13 protein-coding genes are annotated in these 17952 nt (G+C 62.6%); 3 read left to right on the plus strand and 10 right to left on the minus strand.

Annotated elements, in window-relative coordinates; translation table 11 throughout:
- Positions 1 to 1000 precede the first annotated feature (1000 nt).
- Positions 1001 to 1414 carry a hypothetical protein gene (locus J2T07_RS02225; protein ID WP_306846936.1) on the minus strand — a complete coding sequence of 138 codons (414 nt, stop codon included), beginning with the start codon at positions 1412 to 1414 and terminating at the stop codon, positions 1001 to 1003.
- Complete coding sequence (locus tag J2T07_RS02230; protein WP_306846937.1) at positions 1411 to 1629, minus strand: hypothetical protein; 219 nt, start codon at positions 1627 to 1629, stop codon at positions 1411 to 1413. Before J2T07_RS02230 ends, J2T07_RS02225 begins: the two co-directional genes overlap by 4 nt.
- Before the next feature lie 354 nt (positions 1630 to 1983).
- Here J2T07_RS02230 and J2T07_RS02235 point away from each other — a divergent pair, with 354 nt between their 5' ends.
- The 3 genes from J2T07_RS02235 (at position 1984) to J2T07_RS02245 (ending at position 5847) form a co-directional block, all read left to right on the plus strand.
- Positions 1984 to 3783 (plus strand): DUF4157 domain-containing protein, encoded by a 1800-nt coding sequence (locus tag J2T07_RS02235; protein WP_306846938.1) that lies wholly within the window; start codon positions 1984 to 1986, stop codon positions 3781 to 3783.
- A gap of 358 nt (positions 3784 to 4141) precedes the next feature.
- On the plus strand, positions 4142 to 5260 hold the full coding sequence (locus J2T07_RS02240; protein WP_306846939.1) for a glycoside hydrolase family 27 protein: 1119 nt from the start codon (positions 4142 to 4144) through the stop codon (positions 5258 to 5260).
- Positions 5261 to 5271: 11 nt separating this feature from the next.
- Entirely contained in the window at positions 5272 to 5847 is a 576-nt protein-coding gene (locus tag J2T07_RS02245) for a phosphatase PAP2 family protein (protein WP_306846940.1), read from the plus strand.
- Between the two features lie 70 nt (positions 5848 to 5917).
- Here J2T07_RS02245 and J2T07_RS02250 read toward each other — a convergent pair whose 3' ends face one another.
- From J2T07_RS02250 to J2T07_RS02285, 8 genes are all read right to left on the minus strand, one after another.
- Positions 5918 to 6514: an OmpA family protein gene (locus J2T07_RS02250; RefSeq protein WP_306846941.1), complete on the minus strand. Its 597-nt coding sequence runs from the start codon at positions 6512 to 6514 to the stop codon at positions 5918 to 5920.
- Positions 6515 to 6754: 240 nt separating this feature from the next.
- Entirely contained in the window at positions 6755 to 7366 is a 612-nt protein-coding gene (locus tag J2T07_RS02255; RefSeq protein WP_306846942.1) for a universal stress protein, read from the minus strand.
- 208 nt (positions 7367 to 7574) lie between these two features.
- A complete protein-coding gene (locus J2T07_RS02260) occupies positions 7575 to 10568 on the minus strand; it encodes a sensor histidine kinase (protein WP_306846943.1) in 2994 nt (997 codons plus the stop codon).
- Between the two features lie 101 nt (positions 10569 to 10669).
- The gene (locus J2T07_RS02265) at positions 10670 to 12895 is read right to left on the minus strand and encodes a xanthine dehydrogenase family protein molybdopterin-binding subunit (protein WP_306846944.1); all 2226 of its coding nucleotides are present in this window, start codon (positions 12893 to 12895) and stop codon (positions 10670 to 10672) included.
- Positions 12888 to 13379 (minus strand): (2Fe-2S)-binding protein, encoded by a 492-nt coding sequence (locus tag J2T07_RS02270; protein WP_306846945.1) that lies wholly within the window; start codon positions 13377 to 13379, stop codon positions 12888 to 12890. The genes J2T07_RS02265 and J2T07_RS02270 overlap by 8 nt, the downstream gene beginning before the upstream one ends.
- Positions 13376 to 14632 carry a c-type cytochrome gene (locus tag J2T07_RS02275; RefSeq protein ID WP_306846946.1) on the minus strand — a complete coding sequence of 419 codons (1257 nt, stop codon included), beginning with the start codon at positions 14630 to 14632 and terminating at the stop codon, positions 13376 to 13378. The genes J2T07_RS02270 and J2T07_RS02275 overlap by 4 nt, the downstream gene beginning before the upstream one ends.
- A 270-nt stretch (positions 14633 to 14902) precedes the next feature.
- Complete coding sequence (locus J2T07_RS02280) at positions 14903 to 17059, minus strand: phosphocholine-specific phospholipase C (RefSeq protein WP_306846947.1); 2157 nt, start codon at positions 17057 to 17059, stop codon at positions 14903 to 14905.
- A gap of 132 nt (positions 17060 to 17191) precedes the next feature.
- The gene (locus tag J2T07_RS02285; RefSeq protein WP_306846948.1) at positions 17192 to 17932 is read right to left on the minus strand and encodes a ZIP family metal transporter; all 741 of its coding nucleotides are present in this window, start codon (positions 17930 to 17932) and stop codon (positions 17192 to 17194) included.
- Positions 17933 to 17952: the final 20 nt, after the last annotated feature.

Raw genomic sequence — 17952 nt, forward strand, 5'->3', positions numbered from 1 at the left:
AAGACCACCGCCGGGGCCCGTGTAGAGCCCGCCACCCGGACCGGCGTAGAGGCCTCCCCCAGGGCCGGCGTACATCCCTCCGCCCGGCCCGATATACATCCCTCCACCTGGCCCGATATACATGCCTCCACCTGGCCCGATGTATGCGCCGCCGCCAGGGCCAATGTAAAGACCACCGCCCGGACCTATGTAGCGGCCGCCGCCCGGTCCGATATATTGATCTCTGGGCCACATGCTTAGCTCACACGTCGACGGTAAGACCTACAAGTAATGAGTCAGCCTTATCATTTCCTTGCTTGCCTAGCTATATTGAGCAATGCACAAATTCTGCAATTTTGGTCCAGAAGCGTCGTTACTAGTGTCCAAATAAATAGATAACCTACGCAACACTGCGAAGATTCAGCTCCAATCGTCGTATCCGGCCGTTGCGCGCTCTAACGACCTGTCAGCAACAGGCGGGGCAATCATGCAGTTGCAACGGCCTTAAGCTGTCTCACAGTCAAGGGTATTGTTAGCAAAGGATTTTCAAGGGCAACACCCTTCCTTAAGTACCAAGAATGCGAAATAAAGGATGATCCGCTCCAGGGCCGTCCTCGTCGTGTTTCTAGTTGCCGCCAGTGGTTAGTGAGCCCTGGAGACTTCCGGGAGCCTCATCTCTCCTGCCTGCTCAACCGCAAGGCCGCCGCCGGGTACCTGGGAGTCTGCCTCCGAACGATCCGGCATTGGGATGCGGGTCGAAACCGCGAGCCGTGGACTGAACGTCCATGATGAACGACGCGCGGTCTCGACCCGGTTCGGGCTTTTCGAAACTGGGACCCCAGGGGATTCGCTCGCGCTCCTGCACTGTGTACCCGCCACCGCACGCTTGCCACGCAATGCTCTCGCATATACCCGCCAACAAGACCTGATAATTTCAATCTTGCCCTCAATCGGCTCGTTTTCCAGACAAGAGCCGCTCCGCTACACATTCCAAGTCGAACCTCACCGTCCTCATCAGCGGCTACCCTCGATGCTGGTCGAGGATCACGATGTTTTTCCCAGGATCGCTTCCGATATCGATCGCACTGTCTCCGCACGCCGACAAGGTGATGATCCCCTTGAGGCTCTTCCGAAACACCCCCATCACCTCAACCAGCTTGCCGTTGAATCGCTTCTCGTCCTCGATAGCGATGTCCGCATTCAAGAGGCTCAGGCAATTCGACTCGCGCGACCACAACGTGTAGGACTTTGGATCGGACACGATGTACTGCTGCTCCTCTCCCAACACGAGGTATCCGCGTAACGTCATGCGTTCGCCATCGTGATCCTCGCGATGGGCATTGAGGTCCGAAATCGACGGGAACTTCTCCGCCGCCGGAGCGCATCCGGCGTCTAGCAGAAGTGAGGTGGCGATAGAGGCAAGGAATCTATTCACGGGTGTTGTGCATCCAAGGCAGCTTGTTGTGCATTGATGGACTTCTCGAGTCCCCTGTACTCATCCAAGCTCATTGTTCCCTCGAGCAAGCACACCTGGATCCTTCCATCGACGATTTCATACTTTCCTACACGATCGCCGTTCACCACGTTATTTATGAAGCCCTGCCCCAGCGGTTGGGCATCGCCTGGACTGATGATGCCTTTCGAAGACAAGCCAGGTGTATTTCCTTCGACTTCCGGCCGCGCGGTGGTCCTTACCATTTCCTTGCCGGCCAGTCGGTACTGAGGAATCGTCCGGTATAAGCATCGCAGTCTGGTCTGTAGGCGATGCTTGGCACGCCTTCGAATCCGCAATCGCTTTGCTGAGCGCGGTATCAAAGGTCGTCGAATCATAGGGGGCGACCCTTGAACGCTATAATATAACATTCCCTGCACGGCATGCATCCCCTTTCGCGAACCATCCATGCGCCCGAGAGCGCTAGTCAAAATCAGCATTTTGCCGATAGCGAGCGCCCGCTAGAGCCCTTATCGTGATACGCAGCAAAGGTGAGTGGTCGAAGGCCATCTATGGAGCAACGAGTCTCCCTCGCGCCAACCGAGCAGGGCCTCTCCCCATCGGAGCCGGCCGCAGAGCGGCGCGATGGCGTTGCTACAGCGTCGGGCGTCAACTTCGAATCCAGTACGCGACAAATTGCGCAGCGGCAGGTTCTAGCCAAGCTGCAAGGCAGCCCTCGTCAGCCCTTGCAGCGACAGGCGCCGGGTGGCTCTACATCCAACCTGACTGGACTGCCCGACAAACTCAAGGCCGGGGTAGAAGCCCTTTCTGGCATGGACATCTCCGCAGTGCGCGTCCATACCAACTCCGACAAGCCTGCGCAAATGCATGCAGAGGCTTATGCGCAAGGAAATGACATTTACCTCGGACGCGGTCAGGAGCGGCATCTACCGCATGAAGCCTGGCATGTGGTGCAGCAGCGACAGGGCCGCGTGAAAGCGACCATGCAGTTTGCAGGCATCGGGGTGAATGACGATCCACGGTTGGAGCACGAAGCCGACACGATGGGAACTATCGCTTCGCGTGGAGGGGTATCTCAACTCGCGACAACAAGCCCGGTCTCCAATGACTCGGTTACCGGTGCGGGAGTTGTGCAGCGCGCGGTGGGATTTGAATTGGAGGTCAACATCCCGGTGAGTCAACAAACAGCCCCCGCGGACGCCATGCCAGCGGGCCTCAGGCCCGCTGGCCAAGATTGGGCCAATGCGCGCATTCCGTTCCCGGAAGCCGATCCGCACGGAATTCCTCCAGTCCCTCAAGCGGTGATCTATACGGCGACGAACGGTGGCGTAACAGTCGATGCCGTGCCGGACAAGAGGCTATTAGCCGCCGGCATGCCCCGGCAGATCCTCGAAATACGCGTGAGTCCAATTGATACTGCAAATATCGCAGGACTAGGCGCGACAATGGGGCACGTGCGGACGGGAATTGATGGCTTATACAACCCCATCAACGGCGGCGCGCCGCAAAATCATCGCTTTCCAATTCCAGGAGGCATACCTGCAATGGTCGGTTTGCCGTTTGGAAATGACCCCACCGGTACGTTCAACGACGCGGACCGGGCAGAAGTCACCTGGAGGACCTACATGCAGGCCACGGCTGGCATTCGAACCGATCGTGTTCGGAAGCTGCATAAAAAGATCAGCGAAGGCGCAACGGGCGCCGATGATGCATCGCTGGATAGTCTGGAGTCCTCGACGGCAAGGCATCAAGACATCGCCGACGACGCGCGCACAGCCGCACAGAACGTTTACAACACCGTTCATGGTGTCGCCAACAATCCTGACGACGGTATCGCCATAGAAAGAAAGTCCGTGCTGGGATTCCTTACACTAGTTTGCTCCTACTTGCTTGGCGGCAAAAAGGCGTACAGAGGGCGAGGAAACTTGAACCCTAAGAATATGACTGCATTGTTTTCGCGCACGGGCTTCAATCAACTACGCACTCAGACCTTATCGGCAAACAGCGAAGCCTGGATAAGAACCAACGCCGTCAGCTTTCGTAGTGCCCTGGTTAACGCGACCCGCAGTGCGGACGCCGATGATCGAATGTATTCCCCACTGTTTAACCGCCTCGGGATGGCTCACCCCACCCAGAACGTTGTGATTTTTCTGAATGACGCGCTAGGTGGAGCACAAGATCGCTATACCGACGCGGAATCGAAGTCGATTATCGCGCCGGAAAACGTAGGGGCTGCCAGGCCCGGCGGTGTGTTTGAATTTCGCAGGATAAGTAATCCGGGAGCGAACCCTGGAGCCTGGGTGGCAAAGATCCAGGAGGTCGTCACGGCCATTCATCATCTAAACAACTGATGTCACACCCCGACGCGTTTATTGTGAACGAGAGCTCTCTCTGAATGAGCAGATGCTCCAACGCGAAGCGGTCGAAGAACTCCGAGCCATCGAGCGTACCATTCGCCACGATGAGATCCCTCGTGCTAGGTGAGGCCGTATCTACGTTCGCATCACACACGGGCCGATGGGGGCCTGTACCACTCGACATTCCCGTTAACATTATCGAGAGCTTGGCATGATCTCGTTTCGATTGGTGCGCCTACTGGCAAGCCTCGTAGCCATCTCACTTGGCGGAGCCGCCTCGGCCACGGCGGGACGGGACCATGTTCCAGCTGTCGAAGCCGTGCCCAAGAACGGATTAGCGCGGACACCTCCCATGGGCTGGAACAGTTGGAATCATTTCGCTGGCCGAATCACCGCAGCCGATGTACGCGCCATGGCCGATGCGATGGTGTCCACGGGCATGCGCGATGCCGGCTATGTTTACGTCAACGTCGACGACACGTGGGAAGGTTCACGCGCCCCATCCGGTGAGATCCAGTCAAACGCGAAGTTCGGGGACATGAAGGCGCTGGCCGACTACGTTCACGCGCGGGGTCTCAAGCTGGGCATCTATTCCTCGCCCGGCGACACGACCTGTGCTGGCTTCGCCGGCAGCCATGGGCACGAGGTGCAGGACGCCCGGACATTCGCTGCATGGGGCGTGGACTATCTCAAGTACGACTACTGCGGCGCCCGCGATATCTATCCGGTGACGCGGGAGAACCAGGAAGCCCTGTTCCGGCGAATGGGCGCAGCCCTGCACGAGACGGGTCGGCCGATCGTCTACAGCCTCTCGCAATCGGGCGATTTCGACATCTGGCGGTGGGGATCCACGACGGGCGCCAACGTGTGGCGCACGACGCCAGACATCAGCGACAACTGGGACTCCATGTCGCAACGCGGCTTTCGTCAACTGGATCTCGGCCCGTGGTCAGGCCCGGGGCGTTGGAACGACCCCGATATGCTCGAGATAGGCAACGGCGGCATTACTTCGGATGAATACCGGACACAGATGAGTCTCTGGTCGATCCTGCCGGCTCCGCTTCTGGCAGGTAACGATCTTCGAACCATGGACCCCGCGACCAAGGAAATCCTTCTCAATCGAGAAGTGATCGCGGTCGACCAAGACCCCCTCGGCAACCCGGCCCGGCGTCTGGAAAAACAAGGCGAGGTGGATGTCCTGGTGCGCGACATGGCCGATGGTTCGGTCGTCGTCGGTTTCTTCAACAGAGGGAATGCCGAAGCGAAAGCTGCACTGAGCTGGGACCGTCTTGGCGGCCGCTTCAGGCAAGGCGCCGTAGTCCATGACCTCTGGAAACACGTGACCTTGCCTTCCTCCAATTCCTTTGTGGGACATATCTCCCGGCATGGAGTGACTCTGCTGCGTATCAATCCAGCAGGGGCGACGGCAAATAGCGTCGCTCGTGACAGAGATATCACGGAGGTGGAGTGACGGCGCCGCCGATGCGTGCATGTAGCTATACGGTTCGCGTCGCCGCCACCGGCGGGACATTGGAGGCTCTCCTTGCCGGAACGAACACAGCGAACTGCCCCAGCAAGCTGTGGGTCCCGGGCGCGGGACACGCCTCCGGTGGACCCTTGGGCATCGACCATCGCGTGGCCTACGACAACAGCGGGATATGGAAGCGCAGCAACCAGAAGGCCCTACTCTACGGCAGCATCCTTACCGTGGGCGTGGGCGCGCTTGCGTTCGGTGACAACGACAAGCTGGGCGACACGTTCTGGCGTTCGATCGATTCCATGGTGGTGACAGGCGTCACCTCGACCGCGATGAAGTACACGTTCCGCCGCGAGCGCCCGTCGCAGACCCGCGACCCCAACCGCGCGCTGGCGCTGCTGCCGATCTACGACGCGGTGGCCCGGGTGAAGGTCCATGGGCACTGGCAGAGCGACGTGCTGGTGGGCGCAGCGCTGGGCACGGGCATCGGCCTGTGGAGTGCCCATCGCAGCGACTCACCGATCATCCTGGGCTGGCTGCCAGGCGGTTTCCAAATAGGCTTCGTCCACCACTTCCGCTAGACGGCAGCCCATGCCCGAGGTGTGGTGCCGCCGCGCTGAAGCGGTCGTGGCGGCGTCAACGCCTCGATGCTCATCCGCCAGCCGCACTGGCCATCGAGCCGGCGTAATCGATCACGAGCGTCACACGGCGATTCGGTTCGGCGCCGTCACCCCACTTGCCCGGGAGCACCTGACGGTTCCGCGCTTCTCCATAGCTCACGGCGCGTACCTTGTCCGCTGTCAGACCGCCGGTGGACACGAGGTAATCGCGCACCGCTTCCGCTCGGGCATGGCCCAGGCGAAGGTTGAACCCATTGGTTCCCGCCGCGTCGGCAAAGCCTTCAACGGTGATGACAGCCTCTGGGAAATTGCCTGACACCACTTTCGCGAAATCATCCAGCAGGGGCTTGTCTTCCTCGCGGAGAGTGGAATCGTTGAATGCGAAGTGAGCCGCGACATCCACGCGGATGCGGCCCTTCATTGCGGCAATCTTTGCATCGTAATCCGCAAAGCGCTGACGCATCTGCTCGGCAAGGCTATCGATCTCCTGCTGCTGCTTCTGATCGTTGGCGCGCAGCTCGACGACGGTCGAGTCGAAATCGGCCTTCTTGACGTATCCGCTGCAACCGGCGAGGGCCGCTATCGATAGGCACGACGAAATGACGAGAGTACGGCGATGACAACGCATGGCTAGTTCTCCTCTGCATGTTGGAGATGCGTGAAACACGGCGCATCGAGCCACGTCGCCGGAGGAGTTTCCAACCTGCCAAATGGATGCAACCCGTTGATCGGAAGCCGGCCGCGTACGTCCGCCACGATCACGTCGATCGGACTTGGACGGTGCAAGCATGCGCCTGGCTCCGGCCTATCCTCTTGATCTGAATCAACCCTGCCCTTCACGTGTCACGGAGTCGCCTGGAGACGCAGGTCAAATCGCCGCATGGGCCGCCTCCCTGCCCCAGCCGTTCTGGCAGGTCAGCAACGGTACCGTCGCCCGTGCGCTGACACGTCGCGACAGGTGGCCGCTGCGGGAGCCCATCACGATCAGATCGCAGCCGGTATCCGCCACGCATTGCAGGATGGCGCGATCCGGATGCGGGTCGTAAGCCAGCCGTGTCTCGAAACGGACGCCGGCGTTCATGGCGAGCACGCGGGCGCGGTCGAGGTTGCATTCGGCAAGCGCCGCGCACCCGGGGTCGACGGACACTTCGGCGTTCGCGAAAAGGCGGGCCAGCCAACGGCCACCCCGCCATGGCATCGCCGCATGCAGGAACACCACGGGGACGGCCGCGAGCCGCGCCAGAGAGACGCCGAGCGCGGTCGCGTCGTTCCCGAGGGCCGACCCGTCGGTCGCTATGAGTATCCTCGTGAACGGTGTCGCGCATCGGCTTGACATGCCACTTCGCGGCAACGTCTTCGCGCATGTCGGGCAGAGCAGTTGCGCGGCCTGATTCGATGGAACAAGTTCGACGGGCACCTCGCCATCGATCAGACCCGGGCGCAATAGCAATCTATACGGAAGCGACGGCTTGGTGTCCATGGAGTCTCCCGGTTCACGGATGGACGAGCTGTCCGTACCATCGCGCGGATGCGGGTTTGCCGTCTTGATCGCCATCAAGTTCGGGGGGCCCGCCGGACACCTCACTACCGAGCAGTTCGTAAGGACTGCCAGCCGCGGCATCACCTATCTGGGCAAGACGCTTCCCTGGTAATCCGTCACGGGCCACTGACGGAGGCACGCCGGGCGCCTAACCGGGGGCGACGAACGACCAGAGCGCCCATCGGCGCCCGCGGAGGCGTGCCACGGTACCTGGTGGAAGCCAATAGGCAATGGGACCGGGGACGGACAGCGTAACGGTCGTGCCTCCACCGGGAGTGGAGCGGATGGTGAACTTGCTGGCGAGACGTTGTGCTCGCTCCTGCATGCCGATGAGTCCCCAGCCCGGGCGCTGTGCCCTGCGACTCACCTGCTTGACGTCCATGCCGACGCCGTCGTCACGCACGCTGACGCTCAACGAGCGTTTCTTGAATACGACGGTGACACTCACGGACGTGGCTTCGGCGTGCTGGAACGCATTGCTCAGCATCTCGGAAACCACGGCATGGATATCGTCCTCGGCGGCCGGGTTCACCGAGCGGGCCTCCCCGACGATGTCGAGCGAGAACCGTGCCGAGCTGCCGCTGCCGAGGAGGCCTGCCAGCTTCTCTATGCGCTCAGGCAGCAGCGATGGGGATTGCCGGTCACCGCGCAATGCGGTGATCTTTTCGCGACCTTCAACGAGCGCATCGCGCGTCGCTTCCATGGCTTTTTCAAGCTTGTCGCGCGCGTCTTCGTCGGTTATCGCATCCGTCGCCATCTTCGTTCGAAGGAGTGCCGCGTGAAGGCTCTGCAGTATCGTGTCGTGAAAGTCACGCGCGATGCGCTCGCGCTCGAGCAGTCGCGCGCAGATCAGGATGCCGAGATGCCTGATTCTCATCAAGTAGCCCGCGTAGACGAGCGCAAGTGCCGCGAGGATACACAGGCCGCGGAACCACCAGGTCTGGTAGAACTCGGGGGCGATGGAGAAGCGAACCTGCGCGATGGACGTCGACCAGACGCCATCTTCGTTGGCCGCCTGGACCTCGAAGCGATAGTCGCCGGGAGCAAGGTTGGTGAAAGTCGCCCGACGCTCGGTCGTGGTGGTCCACGTAGCCGTTTCAGTCCCGGCCAGACGGTACCGGAACCGGGCGCGTTCCGGGACGCCGAGGACGGGTGCCGTGAAAGCGATATCCGCGCGGTGCATTCCTTGGCCAAGGGCCAACGATCCTGCCGTGGGGGACTGTCCGTTTATCGCGTCGATCGTGATAACCGGAGCGAGGCGGTTACGAACGACCCGGTCTGCGTCGATGAATGCGATCCCACGGTCGGAGCCAATCCATAGCCGGCCGTCCTTTCCGGCAACGAGGCTGTTGACATGATAGGTCGAAGGCGCGCCGGGCCTTCCGTCACGCTCGTTCATGAGTTCAAAGGGAACCGGACGACCGGGATTGCGACGCCACGCCGCCATGTCCGCTGCGTCGATACGGAACAGACCGTGCACGCCGTTGAGCCAAACCTCTCCGTTTTCGCGTTCCACGATGCCGGTGATGTTCGCAAAATGCTCGCCACCCACACCGGACAACTGGGAGAACCGGCCGCTGTGCAAGTGTTGGAGCGCGGCATCGCCAGCGACCCAGAGGCCGTCCGCGCTATTGGCCAGCGCAAGTACATCCCCCACGGCCAGCCCATCCGCCGTGGCATACGTTCGTACCGCCAAGCCAGGCTCTTCCACGCTGGCGATTCGATTGCCGGTATACCCCACCCATACCGTGTTGCCCTGCGCATACAGGCTTGTAGGAAACGCGGCGACCGTGGGCAATCCACGCAAGTCGTCGGGGCCCATCCAGATGCCGTCCTTCAGCCGCCAGACCCCCTTGCTGCTCATCCATAGGGCTCCGTCCGACGTCACGGCAAGCCCGTTGAACGGGGTGGTTACCGCCGAAGGGTCCTCCAGCTTCGGGGAAAATGGCACGCGCGACCAAGTCCCCGACATATGGCGATAAAGGCCACCGTACCCGACCATCCAGACCGTTCCATCAGGGCCCGTTGCCACCGCGGTGACGCTTCCGCCCATCGTCGGCAACGGTGTCAGACGACCATCGTAGGTCGAGGGAGCATCGGACTGTCGCGCGCCTATCCAAAGGCGCCCGGAAGAATCAGCGGCAAACGCGGCATCGCGCGTGCCGACGGAGCGCGGGATGGGGGTGATCTTGCCGGGGCGGAACTGTTCGAGGGTGCCGCCGGTGGCCACCCAGATGGTGCCCGCGCGGTCGCGGTATGCCGCGCGCGACTCATCATCCGCCTCGCCGCCGCCTGGGGCCGGCCGCTCCTGGACAGGAGGGGCTCCCGATGTCGCACCGGTCTCCCAATGAGCCCTCACGATGCCCCGTGCTGTCGGAATCCAGAGGGCGCCATAGGCATCGCGTGCTTCGTCATTGACGATATCCGCGGGCCGCCACGAGGCGCCAGGTCGGTCCACCATGGCGCTCGCGGCGGCTTCCGGCGTGTCCTGCACGAAGTGTGCGGACCCGGGATCAAGGCGGTATGCCCGCAACGCTGTCACGACCCAAAGGCGGTCATGGGGATCGCGAAACGCCTGATAGATAAGTTCGCGTGGGGCACCGTCAGAATCGGGCCCATGACGCCGCCAGTGTCCCCGGGACAAGCTTTGCACGCCGGAATTGCTGACCACCCACAGTACCCCGTCGGGCATCTGCGTCATGAACATCACGGTCGATGGAAGCAATGGCGGTGAGCCCCAGGTCGTCAGGGCGCCATCGGCAGCGATGCGGCTGACCGCTCCATAGTGCCCGCCAACCCAGAGTGAGCCGTCGTCTGCGCCATACAGCGCGTTGATCGTCCCCACAGGCAATCGGTCTGCGAATTTGCGTTCAAAGAGCGTGCCGTCGAAGCGAAACAACCCTTCGCTGGTGCCCAGCCACAGGAATCCCCGCGCGTCCTGCGCCATGGCTTCGACCCCGCGTGGCGCTCCATCCTTGGCTGTATAAACGGTGCGCACCCACTGATCGATGCCCCGGAACGCCGGGGATTCCACGCTTCCCTCAACGGCCATGCACGGCGACGAAATGCCAAGCGCCGTGCTCAAGGCGAGGCCGAGGACTAGCCCGCGGCGGAGGGCTGATTTCTTGAAAACGGTGACCACGGATTACCCCATCGCATGCGTCGGAACCGCATGAGCCGATATTGACAGGGTTAAATCGGCACCACTACTGCGCCAGTGGAATCTACAGGCTGATCAGGTTTCTATCCCAAGCCCCTCATCAGCGGGAGCCGCAGCGAACGCTTGCCGGTCGCCATGGCGAGCGCACTGACGATGGCGGCGGCCGTCGGCCCCTGTGCGATCTCGGCGGCACCGAGGAAGGACTCGCCCGGGCGATCAATCAGTTCCACCTTGACCGATAGCGGCACCTGCGTGAAGCGCGCGATGGGGTACGTCGCCCAATCGACGCTGCGCACACCCCCTGCATCGAACAGCACCTGCTCATAGAGCGTCCAGCTCGCTGATTGAACGATGCCGCCCTCGATCTGGTTCACCAGCCCGTCTGGATTCACCACCTGGCCGCAGTCCGCCGAAGCGACCGCACGAACGATGGTCACGCGGCCGTCGTCTGGATCCACTTCCAGTTCGACCGCCACCGCACAGTAGCCCATGAGATTCTTGTAGCGCGAAAAGGCGAAGCCTACGCCGCGGCCGGCAGGTAGCTTCGGCATAGGCGACCACCCGAACGCGCGGGCTGCCACCTCGACCACCTGCCTTGCCCGCGGGTCGTCGAGATGGGCCAGCCGGTACGCCACGGCGTCCCTACCCGCGCGATGGGCGAAGTCGTCCATGGCGCTCTCGATAGCGACAACGTTGAGGTGAGCCCCGAGGGAGCGCATCGCCGATGTGCGAAACGGCATGGTGGTCACGAAATGCATCGTCACGTCCAGCGATGGAATGCGATAGCTCGGGATGGCGTTGCGATCGGCATCGCCCTCCGGCTCCGCGATGGGCACCGACGGCGCGGGTTCGATCTTGTTCGCCATCAGCCACGCCGGCAGCAGCCGCCCCGCATTGACGATTCGTTCGTTGTGCGCGGTGCTCCACAACTCGTATCGCCACCAGGAAAGATTGCCCTCCCCGTCCGCCGAAGCATCCAACGACGTCACCATCGCCGGGCCGAAGGGTTCCCACCCTGCTTCCTGGTCGCGCATCCACTGCACGCGCACGGGGTGCCCCGGGACCTTCATGGCAATCAAAGCCGCGTCGGCCGCGACGTCGTCCGCACCGTTGTGTCCGTAACAGCCAGAGCCTTCGACGTGGATGCACCGCACCGCATCGGCTGGCAAGGCAAGCATTTGCGCGATGCCCGCGCGCAAAGGAAACACACCTTGGGTGTGGGTCCACACCGTGAGCAGGCCATCTTTCCATTGCGCCACGGCACACGAAGGTCCGATGGAACCGTGCTGCACGTACTGTTTTGTCGCCTTGAGCGACACGTCCGGCGTCGGTGGCGCTGCCGGCACATTCTTCCGCGCAGTAGCATAGTCGCGGTGGGGCAAGGCTTTCAGCACGTCGTGGATGGTTGCATCGGTGGGAAGCGGTGGGCCGCCGGTCCACCGCGCGCTCGCCGTCAACAAGCGCATGGCCTGGATGGCTTGCCACTCGCCAGCCGCCACCACGGCGAGGTAATCACCATCGCGCACCACGGCTATCACGCCCCCGGCAGCGCGCACGCCTTCGATATCCGCGGACACCAGCGTCGCGCCACGCCTTGGTGGACGAACCACGCGAGCATGCACCATCCCGGGAAGGCGCATGTCCTGCACGTAGCTCGCTCCGCCCGTCACCTTGGCGGGGATATCGACACGTGGCTGGGCCTTGCCGATATATCGGTAATGAAGGGGATCGGACGCGGGAGATACGGGACTGGCCTGAAGGTGCAGGTCGACTTTGGATGCAATGTCTTCGTAGCGCTTGCGACGACCGTCCGCCGTGACGACGTCACCGTTCTCCACGTGCAAGTCCCGCACTTGAACGCCAAAATCCGCCGCCGCCGCTTTCAGCAACAGTCCCCGCACCTGGGCGGCGGCGTTGAAGATGGCCGTGCCGCCATCGGCCATCGTATGGCTGCCTGCGGTGTATCCCTCATTGGGCGTCATCGCGGTGTCGGCCGTGATGAAGTGCAGCCGGTCGAAGTCTACGCCGAGCTGGTCGGCGGCGATCTGCCAGAGCGCCGTGCGTACCCCCGTGCCGAGTTCGACCTTGCCGCTGTAAACCGTGATGCCCTCCCCGTCGATACGAATCCATGCATCGAGCATGGGATTGGTCTTCAGGCTTCCGGGAAGGTTCGGTGCCAGCACGGTGGTACCCAGTGTGTCGACCTCTCCGGCTCGTACCAACGTCGGCGCGAAAAGCGCAAAGCTGACGACGATCCCGGTCGAACGCAGAAAGGCCCGGCGGCTCCCGTCAAACGAGGAGTCATTCATGGCCATCCCCGACTTCAGCACGATAAAGAGAACCCGAGGCTGCGACGTCGCGTATGGCCTGCAGAATGCGCATATGCGTGCCGCACCGGCACAGATTCGGTTTCATGTGTTCGCGTATCGTCGCTTCGTCGGGGTTTTTTACCTGCTCCAGCAGCGCTTGCGCGCGCACGATCATGCCTGCGATGCAGTAACCGCACTGCACGGCCTGGCGATCGATGAATGCCTTCTGCAACGGGCCTGGCAATGCCAGCGTGCCCAGACCTTCCACCGTGCGTACGGTGCGATTACCCACCGAGGCAAGCGGCAGCACGCACGAGAAGACGGGACGCCCGTCAAGCAAGACCGTGCATGCCCCACATTGACCCATACCGCAACCGAACTTTGCTCCGTTCATGGCCAGGTCGTTCCTGAGCACATAGAGCAAGGGGGTATCCGGCGTGGCAGCGACCTCATGGTCGACGCCGTTGACGTTGATTTTCGTCATGGCTTGAGCTCTTTGCGAAGGCTGGTGACGGTGGCGGGTGTGTCGGCCCAGGCAGGTCGCCCCGTCGTTGAGCGCACGTAGTCCACGACGTCAGCCATATCCTTGTCAGTAAGAACCTCGCCGAACGGAGGCATATAGGTCGTCACACCTGGCTTCTCCGGCCACGACAGCCCCTCGATGACGGTTGCGATGGCGTTGCGAGGCGTGTCGCCGTGGAACGCCGACGATAGCGCCAGGGATGGCCGATGTAGCGCCGTGGTCATGGAGGCGGAGGCGCCGTGGCATGTCTCGCACGAGGCTTGGAAAATGGCTTGTCCGTGGCGTATGCGAGCCGGGTCGATCGTCGCGGTGGTCACACGTTCAGTCGCCTTCGACTGCGGTAGCGACATCACGTACGTTGCGATGGCCCGCACGTCGGAAGGTGGTACCGTCCCCAGGTTCTCCACGACGGGACGCATGGGGCCGCCCGCCGCCCCGTGCTCGATGGCCACCCCGTTGCCGAGGTAGGCCACGATCTGATCGTGCGTCCAGGGAATGCTCGCATTCCCCAGTTCCGTGAGAGCGGGGGCATCCCAGCCGTCGATACGACCGCCCCCGAAATAGTGGCCGCTCTTCTCTCCCCCAATGATGCCTAGCGGGGTGTGGCAGGAGGAACAATGCCCAAGGCTGTCGACGAGATAGCGGCCGCGCTCGACCTCGCTATCGTCCTTCGGAGGACGCGCGCCGGAACGCAGGTACAGCAGGTTCCAGAAGGCCAGCGACGGGCGGAATCGCAGCGGCAGCGGCAGTTCGTTTTCCGGTGCGCGTTCATGTACCGGCGTACGCGTCATCAGGAACGCATACGCCGCCTCGATGTCCGCGTCGGTCACCTGGGTGTAGTGGATATAGGGAAACGCCGGGTACAGGAGGTGACCATCGCGCGATACGCCTTCTCGCATGGCACGACGAAAGGCCGCGAGCGACCATCCCCCGATACCTGTCTCCCTATCGGGCGTGATGTTGGTGGTGAAGATGGTTCCGAACGGTGTTTTCAACGGCAGACCGCCCGCGAAATCCTTTCCACCAGGCCGGGTGTGGCACACGGCGCAGTCACCCAGCGCCACCACGATGCGTCCTTTTTCGACACGTGACGCATCGATGGCGACGTCCGGCGATGCGACGGGGGCCATCGAGGGTCGCCAGGCGAAGATGACGAAGGCCAGCAACCCGAACAGACAGACTGCTGGAACCGCAATCAGGAGAGAGCGACGCATGTGTAATCCGTCTCGCAGAAGGTAAATCGCCAGGACTCTACAAACACGTGTCAAGCCCCGACCGGCGGAGGGTGCATCCGGCCGGGCAACGCACTCTTTGAGCCGAGCGTAGCGACTATCGACGCTCGCTCGATTGAAAGATCCGTGCGTAAACGAAGAGGCGACTGGTACCTATCGTGCAATGCTCGCGATTACGACTTGCGTATGGTCGATCGAATCCACGGTCTCATGGGCTACGAGGTGCCAAGGCCTGGGATGATCCACGGTGGATCACGTCGCAGGATCCAAGGCCATTTTCCCGGGTGCCGCCACCGACGGGGTACCCAAGGCGCCCAAGGCCGGATCTGTCCGCGACGCCCGCCCCGTCTCCCTATGACCAGCCAGCCGCCGCAGGAACCGCGGGTCGTGATCGCTGGTCACGCTGAAGTCGAACCAATGATCGCTGGAGACGATCTCCCACAGGCTCTCGGCGCGACCGCCGGGCAGCAGGAGATGGCGGCGTGGCGGCTGGTGGGTGTATTCGTCGCTTGGCGTGACCGTCACGATGCACGCCCCGTTACCCTCGTTGGTGATGACCAGGCGTAGCAAGCCATCGAGACCGCCTGTCGCCAGGCGTACCTCGGGCTGGGGGTGACGTCCGCGATCACCAGCCGCCGGCTGGCTGCCAGCGAACTGGCGAAGGAACCCGTTCGGTCCCGTTACCGAGAGGTCATAGGCATTGCCGCTGTAGATGCTGGTCCAGCTGTCGGCGAGCGACTTGCCGGCTTCCACCGTGTAGGCCCACGGACCATCGGTCCTCGCGGAGGAGAACACGTGGAAGAAGGCACCGCTCCCACCCTGGTTGATGAAATCCAGACGGTAGCGCCCCGCGGCGACATCGACCCTGCCCTGTACATCCAGTGCATAGGGCAAGGCACGGGCGGGTCGCTGTCCCGGTTCCTGACGCGGCATGCGCTGGTCGGACGGTGGCGTCGGACGCAGATCCTGATGAGCCTTCTGGTCCGGCTCATAACCGCTCGTGCCAGGCAGGCGCGGCGCATCGGCATCATGCCGCGAGAAGTCGAAAGCACGAGTGAGGTCACCACATACCGCGCGACGCCAGGCAGAGATGTTCGGCTCGCGCACGCCGAAACGCTGCTCCAGGAAGCGGATGATCGAGGTGTGGTCGTAGGTTTCCGAGCAGACCCACCCGCCCTTGCTCCACGGTGACACGACCAGCATCGGCACGCGAACACCCAGGCCGTACACGCCGGCGACGAACCCATTGCCGCCAGGATATAGCTCGCCCTCCTTGGTCACCGTCGACAACCCCTGCTCGCGCGACGATGGCACGTACGGCGGCACGATATGATCGAAGAAGCCATCGTTTTCGTCGTAGGTGATGAATAGCGCCGTCTTGCTCCACACCTCCGGATTCGCGGTCAAGGCGTCGAGGACGCCGTCGAGGTACCAGGCGCCGTAGTTGGCGGGCCAGCTGGGATGTTCGGTATACGCCTCCGGCGCAGCGATCCACGATACGTGTGGCAGGCGGTCCGCGAGTACGTCCTCGCGCAGCATGGCGAATGGAGATTGCCCCTTGGCGATCTCGGTGCCTGTGCGGGCCTTGTCGTACAGCGGGTTACCCGGCTGGGCATCGCGGTACTTGTCGAAGTACAGCAGCGAGTTGTCGCCGTAGTTGCCGATGTACGGATTCGACGTCCATCCCCAGCTGCCGGCCGCGTCCAGGCCCGTACCGATGTCCTGGTAGATCTTCCAGGACACACCGGCCTGCTCCAGGCGCTCGGGGTACGTCGTCCAGTCGTAGCCCTTCTCCGCGTTGTCGAGCACGGGGCCGGCGCCCTTCCCGTCGTTACCCACGTAGCCGCTCCACATGTAGTAGCGGTTGGGATCGGTGGAAGACAGCATGCTGCAGTGATACGCGTCGCAGATGGTGAACGCATCGGCCAGCGCGTAATGGAACGGGATGTCCTCCCGGGTCAGGTACGCCATCGTGGTCGTACCCTTGGCCTGCACCCAGCCGTCGTATCGCCCGCCATTGGCAGCGGCGTGCGTGTCGTTCCACCCATGCGGCAGGTCTTCGAGGAATTGCAGGCCGAGGTCGTCGGCCGCGGGACGGAACGGCAGCAGATAATCGTCGGTCGACGCTGCATAAGGCTGATGCCAGACCGACCTTCCGCTCGCCAGGGTGAAGGGACGTGGGTCGCCGAAACCGCGCACACCGCGAAGCGAACCGAAATAATGATCGAACGAGCGGTTTTCCTGCATGAGGATCACCACGTGCTCGACATCGGCCAGCGTGCCGGTGCGCCGCGCTGCCGGGATCGAAAGCGCTTTCGCGATCGACGGCGGTACGATACCAGCGGTAAAGGCGGCGCCGGCTGCGCCCAGCGAAAGCTTGAGGAAGTGCCGCCGATCCTGAGACGTCATGTTTGCCCTTTTCGCGGATTGGGGGCATGCCTGGCATGCTCGGCCTTCCACGGCTTGCGTTACCCCTGAGCGCATGAGTGTCGCGGCGAAATATGACAGGATCGTGCCAGCAAGATTCCGCGGAAGCGGATCTCAATGATGCTCACCATGCGCAAGAAGCATCATGAACACCAGGCCGGCCAGAACACCGCAGACCGGTGCCAGTCGTGCTTTCCCACTGGCCTTTGACCATATGCCGGGAAGGATGTCTGCAAGGGCGACGTAGACAATGGTGCCGGCGGCGAACGCCGAGACCATGGACGTGGTGCGCGTGTCGAGCGCCAGGAACTGGACCGCCACCGCGGCCAGCGGGACCGCCGATGCCATGGCGACAGACAACGCAAATGCACGCGCGGGCGTATAGCCCATCGCCACCAGCACCCCGGCACTGCCGATCTCACGGGGAACCTCGTGCAAGGCGATAGCGATGAGCGCCGCATAGCCTGGGGCCGGGCCCGCCGCGAAGGCACCCGCCAGAATCATGCCATCGACAGCGTGATGGATGAGGTCGCCCAGCAGCGTCATCCTCGCGGTGGGCATGCCGCGCGGCCATTCCCTGGTCGACATCCGCATGGCGGACTCTGCGCAGAGCAGGATAACCACCCCCATGGCGGACACTGCCAATATGCTTTCCGCCTCCCCTCCTCCTTCGAGGGCGTGTGGAAGTACATGGAGGAATGCGTCCCCGAGCAACAGGCCGACAGCGAGCGCCTGAAGCCACGGCAGCCACCCCTGCCGGCTCGCCGAGGGAAGCCACGCCACAGCGCGCGACGACAGCGATGTCGCTGCAAGGAAAAGCGAAGACAAAAGCAGGTCCAGCGTGAGAGGTGGCACGGGCATCAAGCGCCATCGAA

The organism is Luteibacter jiangsuensis (genome assembly GCF_030812295.1).
In the GTDB taxonomy this organism is placed as follows: domain Bacteria; phylum Pseudomonadota; class Gammaproteobacteria; order Xanthomonadales; family Rhodanobacteraceae; genus Luteibacter; species Luteibacter jiangsuensis_A.